Origin of the sequence: Parabacteroides sp. HGS0025 (assembly GCF_000969845.1) — a bacterium.
GTDB lineage: Bacteria > Bacteroidota > Bacteroidia > Bacteroidales > Tannerellaceae > Parabacteroides > Parabacteroides gordonii.
On the sequence record NZ_KQ033902.1, the window covers coordinates 4,042,300 to 4,063,733 of the forward strand.

Genomic DNA, 21,434 nt, shown 5'->3' on the forward strand with positions numbered 1-21,434 from the left:
TGTTCTATCCTGTTAAAACAGTTTATTGGTTCCTTCCACCAATTTCCCCATCGCCCAAACAGCACGTACGTTCAAATCTTTATCCAGTACCATGATATCGGCATCCTTACCACGCTGTAAAGATCCTTTGCGATCGTAAACACCCATAATACGGGCAGGTGTTTCCGAAGCCATCCGGATAGCATCTTCCAAAGGTATCTCCGCATTCTGCACTACCGTACGGATCAGGCGATCCATAGTAGCGACACTTCCCGCCAAAGCCGAACGGTCTGCCAGTTTACATACACCGTCCTCAATGATCACACGGGGGTCGAAAGCAACCTGACTGTCACTTGCGGCACAAGCCAGTGCATCCGTTATCAAACAAGTGCGTTCAACTCCTTTCACCTTATAGACCAAACGAAGGATCGTGGCAGGGACATGGATACCGTCAGCTACGACTTCAACCGTCATATCATCGATCAGATAGATACTTTCCACAGTTCCTTCATATTTATATTCACGACGTTTGTGGAAACCGGGCATCGCGTTATAGAAATGCGTTGCATGCGTATAACCGGCCTCGTAAGCCGTCTGGATATCTTCATACTCAGCCTGTGTATGACCGACAGCAGCCAGAACACCTTTTGAAGTGATATACTTACCGAACTGCATTGCTCCCGGTAATTCGGGGGCAGCATCCCAGCGCTTGATACAATTGGTTTCTTCCAGCAACGGGATATACTCTTCCGGATCAGGGTTCTTGATATTTTCCGGAATCTGTCCGCCGGCCATCTTCATATTGAAATAATGACCTTCCAGATGTAATCCCAGGATAGGGCTATCCTTTTCAGCCATCAGTTTTTCCGTAGTAGCTGCCGCTTCACGGATCATAGGAATAGTTGAAGATGACAAGGTGGGGAAAATACTGGTAGTACCGTGTTGCATGTGAGCTGCCACTGCTCCACGGAATGCCTCTTCCGTTCCTTCCATAAAGTCACGGCCACCACCGCCATGAACATGGATTTCCACTCCGCCCGGAACGATGTACATTCCTTTGGCGTCAATTAAGTTCGCACCAACTATGGCCAGGTCACAGTTCGTTACTTCCAGGATCTTGTTATCACTGATCAGCACAGAACCATCTTTCATCCAGCCCTGCGGTGTCAGGATACGACCGTTAATAATTTGAGTTAACATAATATTTTGTCTATATAAATTAGGCGTTTGTTATTTATCAATTAGCTACGATTCATAGTATAACAGATAAAGTCTGTGAGAGAGCAAAAGTAAATACTTTTATTTAATTGAGACCCTTCTCCAATCAATATCTTTCAAAAAAAGCGTCTCCGGATTACCGGGACGCTTTTTCGTTTAATTCTTCTAATTCTATCGTCTGTTCCGTCCATGTATCCATGACATCTGACAACTCTTTTTTCAAAGAGGAATAATCGTTGTATAGTGAAGTATCGGAAGCTCCTTCGGGCGTAGCCAGTTTAGCTTCGACAGCTGCAATTGCGTTTTCAAGCTCCGTTATTCTCTTCTCGGCTTCGGCCACTGCCTTTTCAACTTTCTTGATCGCCTTGCTTTGTTCCTTCCGGGCTTCATACGAAAGTTTGTTCTGTGTGGGCTGGGCATCCATATCGTTGGAAGAAGAGGCAGCTTGCGTAGCACGTTCCAGTTCGCGCAAGCTATCCATTTTCTTTCTTTCCAGGAATTCATAAATACCGCCCAGATGTTCAACGACACGCTGGTTACCGAATTCATAGACTTTATCCACCAGGCCATCCAGGAATTCACGGTCATGGGAAACCACGATCACGGTTCCGTCGAACTCTTTCAAAGCATCTTTCAGTACATCTTTCGAACGCATATCCAAATGATTCGTAGGCTCATCGAGAATCAACAGGTTGACCGGCTCGAGCAGCAGGCGGATCATTGCCAACCGGCTTCTTTCACCACCTGACAGGACTTTTACCTTCTTGTCGGAAGCCTCGCCTCCGAACATAAAGGCACCGAGTATATCACGTATCTTTGTTCGTATATCTCCCTCAGCGACATAGTCGATGGTGTCAAAAACCGTAAGGTTGTCATCCAGCATCTGCGCCTGGTTCTGTGCAAAGTAGCCGATCTTTACATTGTGGCCCAACTGTAGTTTTCCCTCGTAGTCGATCTGATCCATAATACATTTTACAAGGGTAGACTTACCTTCCCCGTTCTTCCCGACAAAGGCTACTTTATCACCACGGTTGATAGTCAGCGTCACATGTTCGAAGATCAGATGATCGCCATAGCTTTTGGAAACTTCCTCTGCGATAACCGGGTAAGAACCGGAACGGGGAGCCGGGGGAAACTTCAGGCTTAACATGGCTGTATCCACCTCATCCACTTCGATACGTTCTACCTTTTCCAGTTGTTTGATACGCGACTGAACCTGCACAGACTTAGTTGCCTTATAACGGAAACGTTCGATGAATGCTTCCGTATCGGCCAGTTTCTTCTGCTGGTTCTCGAAAGCACGGAGTTGTTGTTCGCGACGCTCTTTGCGGAGTTCCACGTAATCGGAATATTTTACTTTATAATCGTATATCTGTCCCAGTTCGATTTCAATAGTACGGAAAGTGGTATTATCGATAAAAGCCCGGTCGTGGGAAACCAGTATTACGGCATTAGCACGGGTTGCGATAAAATTCTCCAGCCATTGGATAGACTCGATATCCAAATGGTTGGTCGGCTCATCGAGCAACAAGACATCGGGACGGCGAAGCAATAACTTTGCCAACTCGATACGCATACGCCAGCCACCGCTGAATTCGGAAGTAGGACGATCGAAATCAGTACGGGTAAATCCCAATCCGATCAATGTCCGTTCCAGTTCAGCATGGTAATTGCTCCCTCCCATCATCTGGAAATGTTCGGAAAGGTGGGTTACTTTGTCTATCAGCTTCTGGTAAGATTCAGTTTCATAATCGGTACGTTCAGCCAGTTGCAGGTTCAACCGTTCGATCTCTTTCTCCATTTCCCGGATATGACCGAAAGCCAGTTCCGCCTCTTCCTTAACGGTACGTGTATCAGTCAGCTGCATTTGCTGCGGCAGGTAGCCGATCGTCGTTTCTTTGGGTACACTGACTGTACCGGATGTCGGAGATTGCAATCCAGCAAATATCTTCAACATCGTAGATTTTCCCGCCCCGTTCTTACCGACCAGTGCGATACGATCTTTCTTGTTTACCACAAACGAAACGTCATCAAAAAGCGTAAAACCGCCAAATTCAACTGTTAGTCCTTCAACCGAAATCATAATTATTTCTATTTTACGGGCACAAAGATACAATTGTTCAGGGCTTCTTCACAAACTTTTCAATGAATAAGAGCAAGTTCTCGTTGACAGGAAGGTCTGGATTAGTGTAAACAGCCATCTGTTTCTGCCTGTCCATCGTGTCGCAATCCTTTAATACATGGTTCATACCGTCTATCAGATGTAATTCTGCCGAAGGCAATGACTGCTTCAGCAGTTCTGCATCTTTTACGGAAATCTGTATATCTGTTTTTCCCTGCAATAGCAGGACAGGAACGGTCAGTTTCTTTATTTCTTCCTGCGGGTTATATTTATAACAGGAAATAAGATACGGTTGGACGGAAGAACGGAATAAAGCTTGTAACCCCAGCGGAACACTCGGTACTAACTTCCCTGCCTTCAGTGAGTCATTGATGGATACAATCATTTTCCGTATCACTTCAGGTTGTGCCGACATCTGCTCTTCCAGTATATCCGACAAAGGGCGGCCTGCTCCTGCCAATGATATATATCCTTTTACTTTCGGGTTATTCTGGCTTGCAACCATTCCGATCAATGCCCCTTCACTATGACCGGCTATATAAATGCCACTCAAACGACGGTCGCGGGATAAGAGATCGATCCACTCGCGTACATCTTTTATAAGGTCTTCGAAGCGCATGGAATATTCATCTTTTCCGGCAGCCGCACTTGAAGCTATTCCCCGCTTATCAAAACGAAGAGATCCGATCCCTCGCCTGCCCAACTCTTCGGCCAGATATTTCAACGAATTATTCTTCATCCCCGCAAGGGCTGAATTACCATCCATATCGGTAGGCCCCGAACCGGCAATAATCAGCACCAACGGATAGGTAGAAGCTCCCGGTGCAATTATCTTTCCATTGATCTGCCCGGTGGAAGTATTCAGACTGATGGAACGTTCGTTTAGCCGGACAGGCATTTGGGCTGAAATTGCCAGGCTAAAAAACAGGATACAAAATGAGACGAATATACGGTAAGATATATGCTGCATATACATTAATATTATATTATACTCACAAAGCTAAGAAAACAAATACAGATATACAAAAAACTATCCGGCAAGTAGTTATAATACCATATATTATGATATTGCATTCTCATATATTGTGACACTCTATTATTATAATATATGGCACTGAAGTATCACAATATATGGAACTAATATATCATATATTATAATGACTTTACCTGAAATAGGTTTACAAATTAATTACTTCAATACTAAAAAACTTGTCAAAATAAGTTTATTCATACTGATACTCTTTACAGTAGCTAACCGTGTCTTACTAAAAAAGTTTACACGGTCAACAATGGACAATCCGGAGCCTCTTTCTTTCCGGGGGAACAAGTGGGAGGGCTCGATGCCCTTCCTCTTGTTTAGGAATAACAATGGCATAAACCATCGCCTATTCTTTCCGGGTCTTGCAAAGTTATACATAATCCTGATTCATAGCCTCTTTAGGTGTATAAACTTTGTTTTTCCAGTACTTTTTCAATACCCCTGTGCCCTGGTGGGCTTTCTCGGGAGTAAGCATATTGTTACTCATATGAGGACGCTTGGTATTATAGAAATCAATGATTTGACACATTTTCTTTTCTATCTCTTCCAGCTTCTCAAACACCCCCATCTTGTAAAGCCACTCCTGTTTGATTATTCCATTAACCCGCTCGGCTACAGCATTGTCTGTTGGCTTGTAATCCTCTGTCATACTGATAGCTATATGATGGTCAGTCAATGTCTGCACATATAAGTCACAGCAATACTGGACGCCTCTGTCCGAATGATGAATCAGTCCTGACAGAGGTTCACTACCAACCTGTTTTATAGCCTGATTTAAAGCACTTAACGTATAAACGGCATGAAGCCCGGGAGCCATGCACCAACCAATTATTTTATGAGAATAAGCATCAGTTATCAGATGCAGATAGCAAACCGTATCTTTTAATGGTATGTAGGTTATGTCGCTTACCCACAATTGATTACGCGCATCCGGTGTGAAGCCTTTTATCAGGTTCTTATGCTTGCGATACCGATGATTGGAGTTTGTTGTCCGACGTCCTTTGGAAGGCTTGAGCATCAGATTTTTACGCCGTAGAAGCTTGTAAAAAGAATCACGTCCCATCATTTGATCACGCCCATAGAGATCACAAAGGATTAGATACAGTTTAAAAGCACCTATGCCGGGATCTTCCATTCGATATTCCTTTACAGCCGAACAAATCATGTTCTCCACGATCTCTTGGCCAGCATGTTCTTTCTTGTACTGATAGTAGGCTTGCCTACTATTACCAAACAATCCGCAAAGAGTTTCAACACTTTCTTGCTGATACTCTTCACGCAGGAGAGTTACTGTTTGGCACCAGGCTTTTTTCTGATGCTTATGCCCTCATTCTTCTCTGCTACATCAATGAGGAGCTCCAAGCCGCGAGCCCGGAGATTGGCATACCACAGAGCCTTTTCAAGCTCTGCTATACGTTGATTTAACGCCTTTTCGGACCGGGGATTTGATCGGTCTTCAATCTTTGCCATATGCTTGCTTATTACTTCTTCTGACAAAGATAACTCTTTGCCATCAATAGGATAGCGTTGCAGCCAGGATAAAAGCACACGGGTACAGCTTAGACCATACTTCAATGTTATTGAACGAACACTGCTGCCACTGGCATAGTAGTCTGTTAGAACCTCTAATTTGAAACTTTCTTCATAATGACATTTCTTACGCTTTTGCATTTTTTTACACTTTATGGTTACACTGGGTGTAAACCCTATTCAGTATAAGACATAATAATCTTACAGAAAAGTTACTTATTAGGTAGAAACAAACAGGGGGTATTTATTAGATAAGTGAGAGATCAATAAAGACATAGTTCTTGTAGAACTATTTTAAAACAACGCTGCAAATATAGTATATTTTTTATTATCAATGCATAAATATATTAAAAGTTATCACTAAATACGGAGCCTACAGCCTGCTTTGTTAATTATTAATTATTTAAAGATGGTAATACTCTTCTTTACTTTCTGAAGCAATGAGTGGCTAACATTCTGAAGCTTTGCTGATTGTGTGTTATTGACTAACCATAGTTCTACAAGAACTATGTTAGCAACAGTACTAGTATTAATTATCAATCAAAAAACACATGAATTACAGGTCTATTTTAAAGCAAAATCAACTATCATTGCTTTTAATCGCACTTGCTTTTCCTGTTTCTGTAACCACATCTTCTCTGTATGCCACTACAGCAGAAGCATCTATTACCCAACAGAAAAAAGCCATAAGCGGAGTAGTTTTCGACGGTGGAATGAATGAACCACTGATTGGAGCCAATGTCGTTGTTAAAGGAACAACAAACGGTACGGTTACCGATCTGGATGGAAAATTCACATTGGAAGCCAACCCTAACGACATTCTGGTAATCAGCAGTATCGGATTTAAAACTCTGGAAATTAAAGCTTCTGAAGCTTCCAAAGGAAAAATCACTTTGAAGGAAGATTCACAGGCGCTGGATGAAGTAGTAGTAGTAGGTTATGGTGTACAGAAGAAAGCGAACCTGACCGGTTCGGTTGCTTCAGTAAAAGCAGAAACCATAGAATCCCGCCCAGTATCGAGTGTATCAGCTGCCCTGGCCGGACAAATGCCTGGTGTTACTGCCATCCAAAGTACCGGAAAACCTGGTGAACAGACAGGTACCATTACTATTCGTGGTAAGAACTCTGTAAATGCAGCTAGCCCGCTGGTTATCGTAGACGGTGTACCGGGTAGTATGAACACGATCGATCCATCCGATATCGAAAGCCTAAATATTTTAAAAGACGCCTCTTCAGCAGCCATCTATGGTGTACAGGCTGCTAACGGTGTTATCCTGATTACAACCAAGAAAGGTAAAAAAGGAGAAAAAGCCAGTGTTAACTATTCCGGTAGCGTAGGTTGGTCTACTCCAACTATGCGTCCTAAATTTTTGGGTTCCGCCGATTATGCAATGTTGTATAATGAAGCAACATTGAATGACAACCCAAATAACCCGCTTCGTTTCACAGAACAAGATATCGAATTGTATCGTAACGGATCGGATCCTTACGGACACCCGAATACAGATTGGTATAAAGAAACGATGAACAAGAATGCCATCGAAACGATGCACCACCTGGGAATCAGCGGAGGTTCAGAAAAAACAAGTTATAGTGCATCAATCGGTTATACTCAACAGAACGGTCTAATAGATGCCAACAACTACAAACGTTTTAACGCACGTACCAGCATCGATTCCCAAATTAATAAATGGTTCTCTGCCGGCTTGAATTTATCCGGTTACAGAGGTACTTTGATGGATAGCTGGAATCGTGTTTCCGGAATGACCCAGTTTACAAACCGTGCCACTCCGATAGAAGGCATACGCAATGAAGAAGGAACTTTCCTGTATCATGGAAAAGATAACCCGGTTGCATTATTGGGACGCGACGGCTTCAGAAGAGACATGAATCAGCAGGTGAACGGAACAGTGTATGCCCAGGTTAATATCTTACATAACCTGACGGCAAAAGCTTTATTCTCCGTTCGCAACGATGAAAAAAGCGAAGAAGGATTTAAGACACAAATTAATTACGGGCTTAAAAATGAAGCGACCACCGGTCTTCGTGAAGCATACGAAAAACAAACATGGTGGAACTGGTACACTACACAGGTATTGGTCAACTATAACGAAACCTGGGGTAAACATGATTTAGGTTTACTGGGTGGTTTCGAACAAATCGAACATACCTATAAAAAACTGGAAGCCCAACGTAAAGGAGGCGGTAATAATGAATTACAAGAATCATTAAGTACGCTTGATGCCTCTACACAAACAAATAAGGAATCAAGATATGAAGTAGCTCACCGTTCATACTTCGCCCGTGGCCAATACGGTTTTGCCGACAAATATCTGTTCGAAGCTAACGTACGTATCGACGGTTCTTCCCGCTTTGCTTCCGACAATCGCTGGGGAGCGTTCCCTGCTTTCTCTGCCGGTTGGAGAATCACGGAAGAAGAGTTTATGAAGAATGCCAATATCGACTGGTTAAGCAACCTTAAGTTGCGTCTCGGTTGGGGACAAACAGGTAACGAAGAGTTGAAAGATGAAGAAGTATATCTGACTATTCCTTCATATGCATATCAGGAATATGTATTAGGTAATAATTTGTATGCTACCACTTATGAAAGCCGCTATGCCAACAAAGACCTGAAATGGGCTACAGTTACCAGTTGGGAAGGTGCTATCGAAGCTTCATTCTTGAATAACAAGTTAGGCTTTGAACTGGCAGCTTATAAGAAGACAACCAGCGACATGTTGCTATATTTGCCAGTGCAGGGTATCTTCGGTATGGACGCACCACGCCAGAACGCCGGAAAGGTGGAGAATAAAGGTTTCGACCTGAGTATCTTCCACAACAATGTGATAAACAAAGATTTCAAATATGATATCATGTTCAACCTGGCATATGTACATAACGAACTGACGGACTTAAAGGGTACAGAAGGTAAAGATCCGGGTGAAGGAAGAGACAAGTTCTGGTATCTGGAAGGTCATCCTATCGGCTCTTACTACGGATATGTAGCCGACGGTTATTTCAATACGGAAGAGGAATTAAAGAGCCTTCCGAAACGTACCGGAACAGAGCAACTGGGTGATATCAAATACAAAGACCTGAATGGTGACGGAAAGATCGACCTGGCTAACGACCGTACCGTTATCGGTAAAGAGTTCCCGAGCTGGACAGCCGGTTTAGGAGTCAATTTGTATTATAAGAATTTCGATCTGTCCTTATTCTTCCAGGGTGCATTCGATGTGGATGCCTATGTGAACGGTGAAGCGGCTTATGCATTCTTCAATGGTGGTAAAGTATTGGAACGCCATCTGGATCGTTGGACTCCGACCAATCACGATGCTTCTTATCCGCGTATTACGATGTCCGACCAGATCAACTATGAGTTCTCTTCATACTGGTTGGAGGATGCATCTTATGTACGTCTGAAAAACCTGACACTTGGTTATAATGTCCCAAAGGCATTGCTGAGTAAAATCAACCTGACACGTGTAAAAGTATTTATCACCGGCGAAAACCTCTTTACGATTACCGGTATGGATACCCTCGACCCGGAATCGGCGCCAACCAGTTCGCGTGGTGGTCTCTACTCAAATGTAAGAAAGATTTCATTGGGTCTTAAAGTTGGATTTTAAATAACAGTTTATCAATCAGAAAATATGAAAAAGAGTTTTATATATATAGCTATTTCAGCAGTAAGCCTTCTGGGTTTTACTTCTTGCAGCGATTTTCTGGACAGAATACCACAGGATGAACTATCCGACGGTAGCTACTGGAAAACGCCGAATGATGCCAAAATGTTTGTTGCTGATGTATACAGGCAGATCTTACCGGGAAAATGGACAGGAGATATCGACGGTGATATAGATTCCGATAATGCCGTACATGGTATAAAATGGGCTGCCGGTAATGTATCGAAAGGTATTTACGATGCGGGAGATATGGCTTGGACAGATGAGTATAAAGCCATTCGCGCATGTAATGTCTTACTGGAAAAAATCGACCTGATCGAAAATTACGATCAGGCAGATAAGGAAGCGACGATAGGTGAAGCCCGTTTCATGCGTGGATATATCTACTTCGGTCTGATACAAACATTCGGAGATGTACCGTATGTGGAAGGAACACTCGACCTGCATGACATGGGTAATGTAACACGTACTCCTGTTGAAGAAGTATATGCCAAAGTAATGGAAGATTTCGATTATGCTATCGCTCACCTTCCAGCACAATGGGGTAGCAGCGACTACGGACGTGCAACCAAAGGAGCTGCCAACGCTATGAAAGCACGTGCTGCCCTTTATTTCAAACATTACGACACAGCAGCCGACGCAGCGAAAGCAGTAATGGACTCCGGCGAATATGAACTGTTCGATGCTGCAAACAGCGGACAATATGCCAAATTATTCTGGGAAGAACAGGAAGCCTGCAAAGAAGCGATCCTGGTGAGACAGAACATAGCCGGTAAAAAAGATGACGAATGTTATATCATTGGCTGGGAAGCCTTCCCGACACTTGGTTGGGGTGGTATCAACCCAACACAGAGCCTGGTGGACGCATTCGAATGTATCGATGGTGCTCCTATCTCTGAATCTCCTTTATATGACGAAACGAATCCGTTTAAGGATCGCGACCCACGTCTGGAAGTTTGCGTATTGCATGACGGCGAAACGATGTATAACGTAACAGTAAAGACAGCTCCGATGAAATCAAGCGGTAGTACGGGTGTAGCCCAGCATAATGACGCAACGGCAACCGGCTATTATCAACAGAAATGGCTCGATCCGAGTATCGACCCGCAATCGGACGGCTGGAACATGGGCAAAGACTGGCACGTAATCCGCTATGCAGAAGTATTATTGACTTATGCAGAAGCCAAAAACGAAATTGCCGCACTGGATGCTTCTGCCTTCGACGCTGTTAACCAGGTACGTCGTCGTGTAGGCATGCCGGATCTGCAAAACTCAGATCCGACCAAACCGACTTATTGTGGTACTCAGGATGCTCTTCGCCAGCGTATCCGCAACGAGTGGCGCGTAGAGTTCGCTTTGGAAGGCAGCAAACGTAAATGGGATATCCGTCGTTGGGGTATTGCTAAAGAAGTATTGAATGCCCCGTTCCTGGGTATGAAATACAAATTGGTAGACGATGCAGCCAATGCAGATCCGAAAGATGAAGGAAAAGTATGTATCCTTTATCAAGGGGAAAATATCAAGCTGACAGGTAGCAAATACGAAGATCATAACTATTTGTTCCCGGTTCCGCAAACAGAACTCGACCTGAATCCGGCATTAGGCCAGAACCCGGGTTATCCAACTTCTAAGTAAACACTTGCTTAAGTTAGATCTATAATACATATGAAAGAGAGTGTTGCATAACATGATTGTAACACTCTCTTCTTTCATTAAATATTTATCGTACAAATGAAGTATTTCCGGTATATAATTGGTCTTATGCTTTTTCTCTGTTGTCTCCTTTTATTGGAGGGGCCGATGTTTTATATACCTTATTATCACGAACAGCATCATCTGTTCCTTTTCACCCAAGCTTATCTGAACAGCCATCTTTCCGCACCGGGACAGTTGCTCGGTTACCTGACCGATTTCTGCATACAGTTCTTTTATCTGCCGCATACAGGAAAGGGTTGGTTCGCTTTGCTGCTTTCTCTACCTTATCTTCTTAACGTCACGATCTGCCACAGATTAACCAGGAAACACGATCTCTTTCTATTGGCTTTGGTTCCTTCCCTCTGGCTCCTGATCCAATACCTGTCTGTCGATTTTCCGGTTGCCTATATTGTCGGGTTAGATCTTTGCCTGCTGGTTTATTGGGCTATCAGTTCCGTAAAACCGAACCGGCTGAAACTTATATTATTCATACCGGCTACTGCCATATTATATTGGATATGCGGATGGATTTATCCGGTCATTACGCTCATTATCATTCTTATCCCGATGTTATCCGCCTTATCTGTAACCGGATATATAACAAACAATAAATACCGTCTGGCTACCAACCTATTCAGCTTACTGGTCTACGCCGGAGGTACTTTCTACTTTTTCATCTTCTCGTATAATATGCGTGAACGGCTGATCATCGAAGCTGAAATACATCTTAAGGCCGGCCAATGGGAACAGGTAATAGACTGCTGCCGACGATACCGTGGACAAAACCAGTTAATCTTATATCTCAACAATATAGCCCTTTACCATACGGGTAAAATGCCTGACAACCTGTTCGACTATCCGCAAACGATGGGAGTACAATCACTCTATCTGCCCTGGAAAAGCGATAGCCGACAAACCGAATACGGACATTATATCTACGAACAACTCGGCTATATAAACGAAGCACACCGCTGGGCCTTCGAAGCGATGACCGTCTTCGGCGAAACAGCTCCGAACCTGATCAACCTGATCCGTTACAATATCGTCAACCGCCGCCCGAAAGTAGCCATGCGCTTTATCCGGAAGCTAAAGCACTCTCTTTTCTACCGGAAACAGGCAGAGGAACTGGAAAAACATCTTTCTTCCGGAGAACTCCCCGGCTTAAAGGCCATCCCTTACGATAAAGACGAAAAAGTCCGCTTTGCCAATATTCTGAATATAGGGCCGGAGCTTAGCTATTTATGCGATAAAGACTCTACCAACCGGATGGCGTTCGAATACCTGATGAGCGACCTGTTATTGAGTAATCAGCTAGTCCGTTTTGCAGAGAACCTGAAACGGATACGCTCTTTCTCCTATCCGGCACTTCCCCGGATATACGAGGAGGCACTTTACACCTATCGACTGGGAGTAGACGAAGATACCTTCAACAAACTAGGCTTCGACATCAGCCCGGCCACGGAAGAAAGGTTTAAAGCCTATTACGCCCTTTACCAGAGAAAAGACAGGCAGGCACTGAAGAAGCAATTCGGTAACACCTACTGGTATTACCTCAACTTTCTCAGTCCTTACGGAAACAAAGTAATCACCAAGTAATCCCCCTATAAAATGAAATATTTCCCTCTTCATTGGCACATTGGCATACTAGCCTGTTGGCTCATTATCTCCGTTAGCTGTACTCAGCCCCGTATAACCCCGGAAGTACAGACCGACAAGGCGGTCGCCCTCTTCCCCGACTATACCGGAGTCACTTTCCCTTCCAACATAGCTCCCCCCAATTTCAGGATCTTGGAAGAAGGGGACGAATTCTACACGGAGATCGGCAATAAGGAAAATACCTATATTACGATCCGAAGCAAACAGCCATCCGTAACGATCCCCGCCGGGCAATGGAAAGAGTTGCTAAAGCATACAGCCGGTAATACATTCTTTATCCGCATATCTATCAGTCAAAACGGCAAATGGACGCAACATCCGGATATTACCAATGTGATTGCCCGTTCTGCTATCGACCCGTATCTTGTTTACCGGCTACTTTACCCAGGATATGAGCTCTGGAATCAAATGGGCATTTATCAACGTGATCTGACTTCCTATAAAGAAACACCGCTTATCGAAAACCAATCCATAGAAGAAGGGTGCCTGAACTGCCACACCTTCTGTAAAAACTCTCCGGAGACAATGATGATACACATACGTGGAAAAGCGGGAGGCACATTGATCCGCCGGCAAGGGAATATCGACAGAACAGAAGTAAAAGCACCGGGGATGAACAACTCCGGCGCTTATGCAGCATGGCATCCCGAAGGCAGATACTTGGCTTTCTCCGTCAACGAGATACAGCAATACTTCCACTCCACCGGCCCTAAAGCGGTAGAGGTATCAGACTCCGAGTCAGACCTGGTGATACTGGATACGGAAACAAATACACTGATCACAGACACTGCCGTCTACGGTAAAAAGTGGATGGAAACCTTCCCTGCCTGGAACCCGTCAGGAGACATGCTTTATTACTGCCGCAGCAAGGCCATAAATAAAAAGACCCCGTTGGATAGTATCCGTTACGACCTGTACAGGATTCCTTTCAATGCGACAGATGAAAGTTTCGGCCCCCCCGAATGTGTTTTCAATGCTTCCGAAACAGGCAAAAGTATCTCTTTCCCCCGTATCTCACCGGACGGAAAGTTTCTAATGTTTACCTGTTCCGATTACGGAAACTTCTCCATCTGGCACCCGGAAAGCGAATTATATCTGCTCAACCTGGAGACTGGCAATATACGTAATATGGAGGAAGTAAACAGTAACGATGTAGAAAGCTTTCACACCTGGTCATCTACCGGCGAGTGGTTCGTTTTCAGCAGTAAACGGCTGGACGGATTATGGGCACACCCTTATATAGCAAGCTTTGACAACCGGACAGGCATGGCAGGAAAACCCTTTGTCCTTCCGCAGAAAGATCCTGATTTCTACCTCGATTTCACGAAGACATTCAACCTTCCGGAACTGATTACTAAACCGATAGAATACAGAGAAGAACTGATCGACGGGTGCCGAAATAATAGAGGAACAGTAAGTTGGAAAACAAAATAATTATTATCTTCGTCCCCAATTAACTAACTACTAACATCAATTTCAATAATTCATGAAGAAAAAAGGATTAACATTATTAGTGGCAACCACATTAGCCAGCAGTGTATTGTTCTCTTCCTGTATCGGATCGTTCGGTTTAACGAACAAACTCCTGGATTGGAACAGAAACATCGACAGTAAATTTGTAAACGAATTGGTATTTATCGCATTCTGGATCGTTCCGGTTTATGAAATATCTGCACTTGCCGACGTATTGGTTCTCAACTCCATTGAATTCTGGAGTGGAAACAATCCGGTAGCTGATGCGGGAAGTGTTAAAACAATAGAAGGAAAAGATGGTATCTACACCGTTGAAACAAAGAAGGACGGATACCATATCCAGAAAGAGGGCGAAGAAAAAGCAATCGACCTGGTATTTGACGAAACAGACAAGAGCTGGAGCGTTGAAGCTGACGGCGAAGCAACCAAATTACTGAAGTTCAAAGACAACGACGAAGTTGTCATGTTCCTTCCCGACGGCAAGGAAATGAATGTCGAGCTGAATCAGGCCGGTGTTCTGGCATTCCGTCAGGTTGTTGAAGGATACTCTTTCTATGCTGCTAAATAAATAGCATTCATACTCATCAGGGGAACTGATAATTATCCAGGTGCTTAATTATCAGTTCCCCTTTCTTCAGACTATACCAATCTAAATAAATACAGATGAAACACTCTATTAAAAAAGCTGTGCTCGCAGGAGCATTCAGTTGCTTCCTTCTGGGGTCTGTACTGGCTGACGGTACGCCTACTACCCAGACAACGAAGCCGTATTGGCAAGACATTCAAGTCGTTGCCGTAAACAAAGAGCTGCCACGCTCCTCGTTCATGACGTACGGGGATCGTTCTACCGCTCTTTCTTCCCGCTTTGAAAAAAGTCCGTACTATTCGCTGCTGAACGGTACATGGAAGTTCTTCTTCGTAGACTCCTATAAAGATCTTCCTGCCAATATTACTGATCCTTCAATAAACACTTCTTCCTGGGATGATATTACCGTTCCGGGTAACTGGGAAGTTCAGGGACATGGCACAGCCATCTATACCAATCACGGGTATGAGTTCAAACCACGTAATCCGCAACCTCCGCAATTGCCGGAAGCTAACCCGGTAGGTGTTTACCGCCGCGACTTCGAAGTACCGGCCAACTGGGACGGACGCGATGTATATCTGCATATCGCCGGAGCCAAATCGGGCCTTTACGTTTATGTAAACGGACAGGAAGTCGGTTACAGCGAAGACTCCAAGAATCCGGCCGAATTCCTGATCAACAAATATCTGCAACCGGGTAAAAACGTACTTACCCTGAAGATATTCAGATGGAGCACCGGTTCTTATCTGGAATGCCAGGACTTCTGGCGCCTCAGCGGTATCGAACGTGATGTGTTCCTGTGGTCGCAGCCGAAGATCGCCGTGAACGACTTCCGCGTGATCTCCACACTCGACGATACGTATAAAAACGGTATCTTCAAACTGGCTGTCGACATCAAGAACCATACAAAAGAAGCCAAAGACATTACCGTATCTTACGAACTGCTGGATGCTAAAGGTCAATCCGTTGCAACAGCCGACAATAAGCTATGGGTAGGTGCCAACAGCATCCAGACAGCCTCTTTTGAGAAAGACCTGAACGATGTAGCTACTTGGAACGCTGAACACCCCAATCTTTACAAATTGTTGATGACAGTAAAAGAAGACGGCAAGGTGACAGAAGTCATTCCTTATAACGTTGGTTTCCGCCGCATCGAGATCAAGCCGATCGACCAGATCGCCGGTAACGGTAAGCCGTACACAGTCCTGCTGTTCAACGGACAGCCGATCAAGTTCAAAGGCGTGAACATCCACGAACATAATCCGTTAACCGGACATTATGTAACGGAAGAACTGATGCGTAAGGACTTCGAGATCATGAAGAAGAACAACCTCAACTCCGTTCGTTTGTGCCACTATCCGCAAGACCGTCGCTTCTACGAGCTGTGCGACGAATATGGACTGTATGTATACGACGAAGCGAACATCGAATCGCACGGTATGTATTACAGCCTGAGCAAAGGCGGTTCACTGGGTAACAACCCGGAATGGTTGCTCCCGCACATGGATCGTACCATGAATATGTATGAACGCAACAAGAACTACCCGTCTGTAACCATCTGGTCGCTGGGTAACGAAGCCGGTAACGGATACAACTTCTACCAGACTTACCTGTATGTGAAGAATAAAGACAAAGAATTGATGGACCGTCCGGTCAACTACGAACGTGCCCTTTGGGAATGGAATACAGATATGTATGTACCGCAATACCCGAGTGCCGGATGGTTGGAAGAGATCGGAAGTAAAGGTAGCGACCGTCCGGTAGCTCCTTCCGAATATGCCCACGCAATGGGTAACTCGACCGGCAACCTATGGGATCAGTGGAAAGCGATCTACAAATATCCGAACCTTCAGGGTGGCTGGATCTGGGACTGGGTAGACCAGGGACTTCTTGTTAAAGATAAAGACGGCAAAGAATTCTATGCTTATGGCGGCGACTTCGGTGTAAACATGCCTAGCGACGGTAACTTCCTTTGCAACGGTATCGTAAACCCGGATCGCACTCCGCACCCGGCAATGGAAGAGGTTAAGTTCAGCCATCAAAATATCGGCTTTGAAGCAGTAGACGCTGCTAATGGTGTATTCAAAATCACCAACCGTTTCTACTTCACCAATCTGAAAGATTATATGATCACTTATACTGTTAAAGCAAACAACAAGGTGATCAGCAGCAACAAACTATCTCTCGATATGGCACCGCAGGCTTCACAGGAAATAACAGTTCCGGTCGCCGGATTAAAACCGCAGGCCGGTGTAGATTACCTGGTTAATTTCGTTGTTTCTTCTACCAGACCGAACGGGGTTGTTCCTGCCGGTTTCGAGGTGGCAAAGGATCAGTTCCTGTTACCTATCACTGCCGACAAGGTGGCTTATAAGGCCGGTGGTCCTAAACTGACTGTATCTGAAGAAGGTGACAATGTGAAGGTTACTTCTTCTAAAGTAAACTTCGTGTTTGATAAGAAATCTGGTGTTGTCAGCTCCTATAAGGTAGGCGGCACGGAATACTTCAACGAAGGCTTCGGTATCCAGCCGAATTTCTGGCGTGCTCCTAACGATAATGATTACGGTAGCGGTAACCCGAAACGTCTGGAAATATGGGAACTGTCAAGCCGTAACTTCAACGTAACAAAGGCATCTGCCGAAATCGTCGAAGGAAATGCGATCGTCAATGTAGAATACAAATTACCGGCCGGTAATGAGTTCCTGATTACTTACAAGATCTATCCTGACGGTGTAATGAACGTGGCTACCCACTTCACTCCTGCCCATCTGGATGGCGTAAAGATCGGTATCTCCGAAGCGACTGCCACTGCAACATTCTCACCGGGACGTGATAAAGTGAGCGAACGCGATAAGATGGTTGTTCCCCGTATCGGCGTACGTTTCCGTCTGCCTGCTACGATGGATCAGTTGGAATACTTCGGACGTGGCCCGCTGGAAAACTACTGGGATCGTAAGGCCGGTTACATGATCGGACAATACAAAAGCACAGCGGAAGATCAATACTTCCCCTATGTTCGTCCGCAGGAAAACGGCCACCATTGCGATACCCGTTGGATCACACTGGGTGGTAAGGGCAAAAACCTGTTGATCGTTGCCGACGACGAAATGGAATTCAACGCAATGCGCAACTCCGTTGAAGACTTCGATGCAGGTAAAGCAACCAACCGTCCGTACCAATGGAACAACTTTACGCAGGAAGAAATCGACAACCGACCGAACATCGGCCCGTACGACAAACCTCGCCAGACCCATATCAACGACATCACTCCGCGTAACTTCGTGGAAGTATGTGTTGACCTGAAACAACAGGGACTGGCCGGTTACGACAGCTGGTATTCACGTCCGGAAGCCCAATACACATTGCCTGCCGATCAGGAATACAAATGGGGCTTCACTGTGATCCCCGCCGGAAATGCCGGCAGTGCACAAAAGAAAGCCGGCTTTAGCTACAAATAAGTAAAGCAATATTATAAGAAAGAAAGGGGATTCTGAATGAACAGAATCCCCTTTTTGTATATTATGAGAACTGTTAAGTGCGTATTTACTACATCATGAAACTATACAAAGCCAGCCGTATATCCGAATAACGGAACACGTAGCCGGCAGAGAGCAGGCGGGCTGGATAAGCCTGTTGCCCTTTGGTGAGCAACTCCTCTCCTTCTCCATAGAGATAGTGAAATATTTTTCCGGGAATAGTCAACCAGGCCGGACGGTGCATCACCTCGGCAGTCGCTTTTGCGAAAGCCCGGTTCGTCAACGGTTGAGGGGCGACCAGATTGATAACTCCGGAGAGCTCGTCATGGTCGATAATAAACTGAAGAGCATACAATACATCATCTATATGTATCCACGAAAATCCTTGTTTACCGGAAGCGATCTTCCCACCCACAAAGAAACGGAACGGCAACAACATCTTCGGCAGAGCTCCCCCATCTTTCGACAGTACCACACCGAAACGGGCAATAACCAACCGCACATCCCTCGATAGCTTCTGGGCTTCTTCTTCCCAATGGATACAGACGTCGGCCAGGAAGCCGGTGCCTTCGGAAGTACTTGTTTCCGAATAGATACCCTCATCCGGGTAAATACCTACTGCGGAAGCGGATATAAACAATTGCGGCTTGACCGGCATCTCATTAATGATCGACACCAGTCGCCGTGTCGTATACACACGGCTGTTCTTTATTTTACGTTTAGCCCGGCCAGTCCAACGTTGATTAATGGTTGTACCGGCCAGATTGATCACGACATCACATCCGGAAAGAGCCTCTTTCAGCTTCTCATTAGTCCTGAGACGAAACATCGAATGCTTCAGAGGGACAACGATATCTCCCCTGCCGGAAAAGAAATCCGTCAGATGCCGTCCTATAAAACCGGAATTACCACTAATTGCGATCTTCATCTCCTTTTTAATCAATTTATGCTTCTCTAGTAGAACAACCTGAAGAAGTGGTTTGTTTTAATTGATTGGAGACGATTGTATTAAAGGTTGTAATTCTTCTTCAAAAATATCTTTACTGATAATACGGTAATGCGGGGAGAGTAACTGTCTTCTCCGCCGCGGAACCCCACAGGCAGAGAAGACAGAGAAAGGATATAAGCAGATTTCGCTTCATACTTATTTAATGACTTCTTTTAATGTATCGTGCAATTCTTCACCGGTGATATTCTTGGCGATGATTACACCATTAGGATCGAGCAGGACATTGGCGGGGATACCACGAACACCGTACAATGCAGGTATTTCAGAGTCCCAATACTTCAGGTCGGATACATGTGTCCAGGTCAGCTGGTCGTCGGCAATTGCTTTCAGCCATTTATCCTTATTGTTATCAAGGGAGATTCCCAAGATGGTGAAATTCTTATCCTTATAGTCCTGGAATGCCTTCACGACATTCGGATTCTCGCGGCGGCAGGGAGGACACCAGGACGCCCAGAAGTCGAGCAACACATATTTACCACGGAAATCAGCCAGGGCAACCGCTACTCCGGCAGTGTCCGGCAAAGAGAAATCAGGAGCCGTCTTACCGATCTGTACATTCTCCAACTGGCCGATGATACCATCCAGATCCTTTACATAAGGACAACCGGCCAAAGCCGGAGATATCTTGGCGCGGGTAGCTTTCAACTGATCCAGCGGTAACTGGTAGGTGAAATAACGATACAGATAGAAAGCCGCAGCCGGAGAGTCCGGATATTTGCTGATCAGGCTGTCGATATCGAAACCATTCTCAAATACTTTGTTCTGATTTTCCTGGAAAACGGCATTCACGGGAGAGTTCTGCACGATAATCGTCTCACCGTCATTCCCGATCGTTACATCCATAGTGGTATTCTCAACAAAGAGCTGCACCGGATAATTCATATTCTCGGTGGCCAGGCCATACAGGAGAGGCTGATCCACTTCCCCCTTAAATGTAAACTTACCTTCCTTGATCTCGGCGGTATCTACATCGAAGAACATTTTATTACGGAATGATTTCAGGTAGATCTTGCCATCCGGCATATTCTCTACGACTCCGTTTATCACATAACCTTTAGGCGTTTCCTGGCAGCTTGCCAACAGGAACACGGCCATAACCATCATTAACAGTTGTTTCATTTGACGTTGTTTTTTTATTTAATACCGGGATGATGATATCTCCCTTTCTTCAGGCTTATCTTACCATACTCTATGGCGCGTACCGGGCAACGGTGAATGCAGGCAACACATTGCACACAGGTATCCGACCAGACAGGCTTCCCATCGGACAGCGTGATCGTGCCGGTTGGACAAACCCGTTCGCACAGGCCACAAGAGATACAGTCGTCTGTCACCCGAAAGGAGTTCTTCCCTATCGCAAAGTTAGTAAAAAGCGGATATACACAGTAGCTTTTCAGTCCGGGCAGGCTTCCTTTCTTGTATAAATTAACGTTTTTACCATCCCGGATAGCTTCGGAAATAGCGGCAACCGCCGAAGGGGCTTCTTTCAGTTTTTGCTCTTCCACCTCTTTACTGTCCACATCGAAACCCGGCAGCAGGATATAGTTGTTAGGCATAATGACGGAGTAACTGGCGGTCAGTGTGATACCTCTTTTCCCCAGTGCTTTCCGCATTATATCTGCGGTGTAGCCACATTCATCCCCGCAGGTGGAGACGGAGTAGACCGGTTGCTGATCGTAGCCGGTCAGCTTCAACCGAGAGATAAAGCGGGCAACAGGAACAGCCGGCCCCCAGGAGTGAACCGGGTAAACGAACAGCACTTTCTCGTCTTCCCTGAGCGGGCAGACAAATTCCTTTTTACCTGTTTTTAACTCCTTCGCAATCGAAACTACGGGCTCTCCCAAAGCAATACCCAGCGTATCTGCCACCCAACGGGAGTTGCCGGTTCCTGAAAAGTAAAATATCATACGCGTATCTCTTATTAGCCCACAAATGTAAAAATAATTCAGAATTAATATCTTATCT

At 45.1% G+C, this 21,434-nt stretch carries 14 protein-coding genes; 6 read left to right on the top strand and 8 right to left on the bottom strand.

Going from position 1 to position 21,434, the window contains the following annotated elements; all coding sequences use genetic code 11:
- Nucleotides 1–12 precede the first annotated feature (12 nt).
- The 5 genes from nagA to HMPREF1212_RS15755 form a co-directional block, all read right to left on the bottom strand.
- Nucleotides 13–1,179 carry an N-acetylglucosamine-6-phosphate deacetylase gene (nagA, locus tag HMPREF1212_RS15730; RefSeq protein WP_028727684.1) on the bottom strand — a complete coding sequence of 389 codons (1,167 nt, stop codon included), beginning with the start codon at nucleotides 1,177–1,179 and terminating at the stop codon, nucleotides 13–15.
- 154 nt (nucleotides 1,180–1,333) lie between these two features.
- Nucleotides 1,334–3,280 (bottom strand): ABC-F family ATP-binding cassette domain-containing protein, encoded by a 1,947-nt coding sequence (locus HMPREF1212_RS15735; RefSeq protein ID WP_046149982.1) that lies wholly within the window; start codon nucleotides 3,278–3,280, stop codon nucleotides 1,334–1,336.
- A gap of 37 nt (nucleotides 3,281–3,317) precedes the next feature.
- Nucleotides 3,318–4,289, bottom strand: a complete 972-nt coding sequence (locus HMPREF1212_RS15740) for an alpha/beta hydrolase (RefSeq protein WP_046150437.1) — start codon at nucleotides 4,287–4,289, stop codon at nucleotides 3,318–3,320.
- Between the two features lie 439 nt (nucleotides 4,290–4,728).
- Nucleotides 4,729–5,595, bottom strand: a complete 867-nt coding sequence (locus tag HMPREF1212_RS15750; protein ID WP_232430114.1) for an IS3 family transposase — start codon at nucleotides 5,593–5,595, stop codon at nucleotides 4,729–4,731.
- Nucleotides 5,596–5,645: 50 nt separating this feature from the next.
- Nucleotides 5,646–6,029: a hypothetical protein gene (locus HMPREF1212_RS15755; RefSeq protein WP_046149985.1), complete on the bottom strand. Its 384-nt coding sequence runs from the start codon at nucleotides 6,027–6,029 to the stop codon at nucleotides 5,646–5,648.
- 410 nt (nucleotides 6,030–6,439) lie between these two features.
- Between HMPREF1212_RS15755 and HMPREF1212_RS15760 the strand changes: the two genes are divergently transcribed.
- The 6 genes from HMPREF1212_RS15760 (at nucleotide 6,440) to HMPREF1212_RS15785 (ending at nucleotide 18,442) form a co-directional block, all read left to right on the top strand.
- Nucleotides 6,440–9,517 carry a SusC/RagA family TonB-linked outer membrane protein gene (locus HMPREF1212_RS15760; protein ID WP_046149986.1) on the top strand — a complete coding sequence of 1,026 codons (3,078 nt, stop codon included), beginning with the start codon at nucleotides 6,440–6,442 and terminating at the stop codon, nucleotides 9,515–9,517.
- A 24-nt stretch (nucleotides 9,518–9,541) separates the two neighbouring features.
- Nucleotides 9,542–11,209: a RagB/SusD family nutrient uptake outer membrane protein gene (locus HMPREF1212_RS15765; RefSeq protein WP_046149987.1), complete on the top strand. Its 1,668-nt coding sequence runs from the start codon at nucleotides 9,542–9,544 to the stop codon at nucleotides 11,207–11,209.
- 96 nt (nucleotides 11,210–11,305) lie between these two features.
- Nucleotides 11,306–12,865 carry a DUF6057 family protein gene (locus tag HMPREF1212_RS15770; RefSeq protein WP_046149988.1) on the top strand — a complete coding sequence of 520 codons (1,560 nt, stop codon included), beginning with the start codon at nucleotides 11,306–11,308 and terminating at the stop codon, nucleotides 12,863–12,865.
- 12 nt (nucleotides 12,866–12,877) lie between these two features.
- The gene (locus HMPREF1212_RS15775) at nucleotides 12,878–14,359 is read left to right on the top strand and encodes a TolB family protein (RefSeq protein ID WP_046149989.1); all 1,482 of its coding nucleotides are present in this window, start codon (nucleotides 12,878–12,880) and stop codon (nucleotides 14,357–14,359) included.
- A gap of 52 nt (nucleotides 14,360–14,411) precedes the next feature.
- A complete protein-coding gene (locus HMPREF1212_RS15780; RefSeq protein ID WP_028730580.1) occupies nucleotides 14,412–14,966 on the top strand; it encodes a DUF3332 domain-containing protein in 555 nt (184 codons plus the stop codon).
- Nucleotides 14,967–15,061: 95 nt separating this feature from the next.
- Entirely contained in the window at nucleotides 15,062–18,442 is a 3,381-nt protein-coding gene (locus tag HMPREF1212_RS15785) for a glycoside hydrolase family 2 TIM barrel-domain containing protein (protein ID WP_046149990.1), read from the top strand.
- 88 nt (nucleotides 18,443–18,530) lie between these two features.
- Here the strand turns inward: HMPREF1212_RS15785 and HMPREF1212_RS15790 are convergent, their stop codons facing one another.
- The 3 genes from HMPREF1212_RS15790 to HMPREF1212_RS15800 form a co-directional block, all read right to left on the bottom strand.
- Nucleotides 18,531–19,388, bottom strand: coding sequence for a TIGR01777 family oxidoreductase (locus HMPREF1212_RS15790; RefSeq protein ID WP_046149991.1), 858 nt, complete (start codon nucleotides 19,386–19,388; stop codon nucleotides 18,531–18,533).
- Nucleotides 19,389–19,604: 216 nt separating this feature from the next.
- A complete protein-coding gene (locus tag HMPREF1212_RS15795) occupies nucleotides 19,605–20,588 on the bottom strand; it encodes a TlpA disulfide reductase family protein (RefSeq protein ID WP_046149992.1) in 984 nt (327 codons plus the stop codon).
- A gap of 14 nt (nucleotides 20,589–20,602) precedes the next feature.
- Entirely contained in the window at nucleotides 20,603–21,376 is a 774-nt protein-coding gene (locus HMPREF1212_RS15800) for an EFR1 family ferrodoxin (protein WP_046149993.1), read from the bottom strand.
- Nucleotides 21,377–21,434 lie beyond the last annotated feature (58 nt).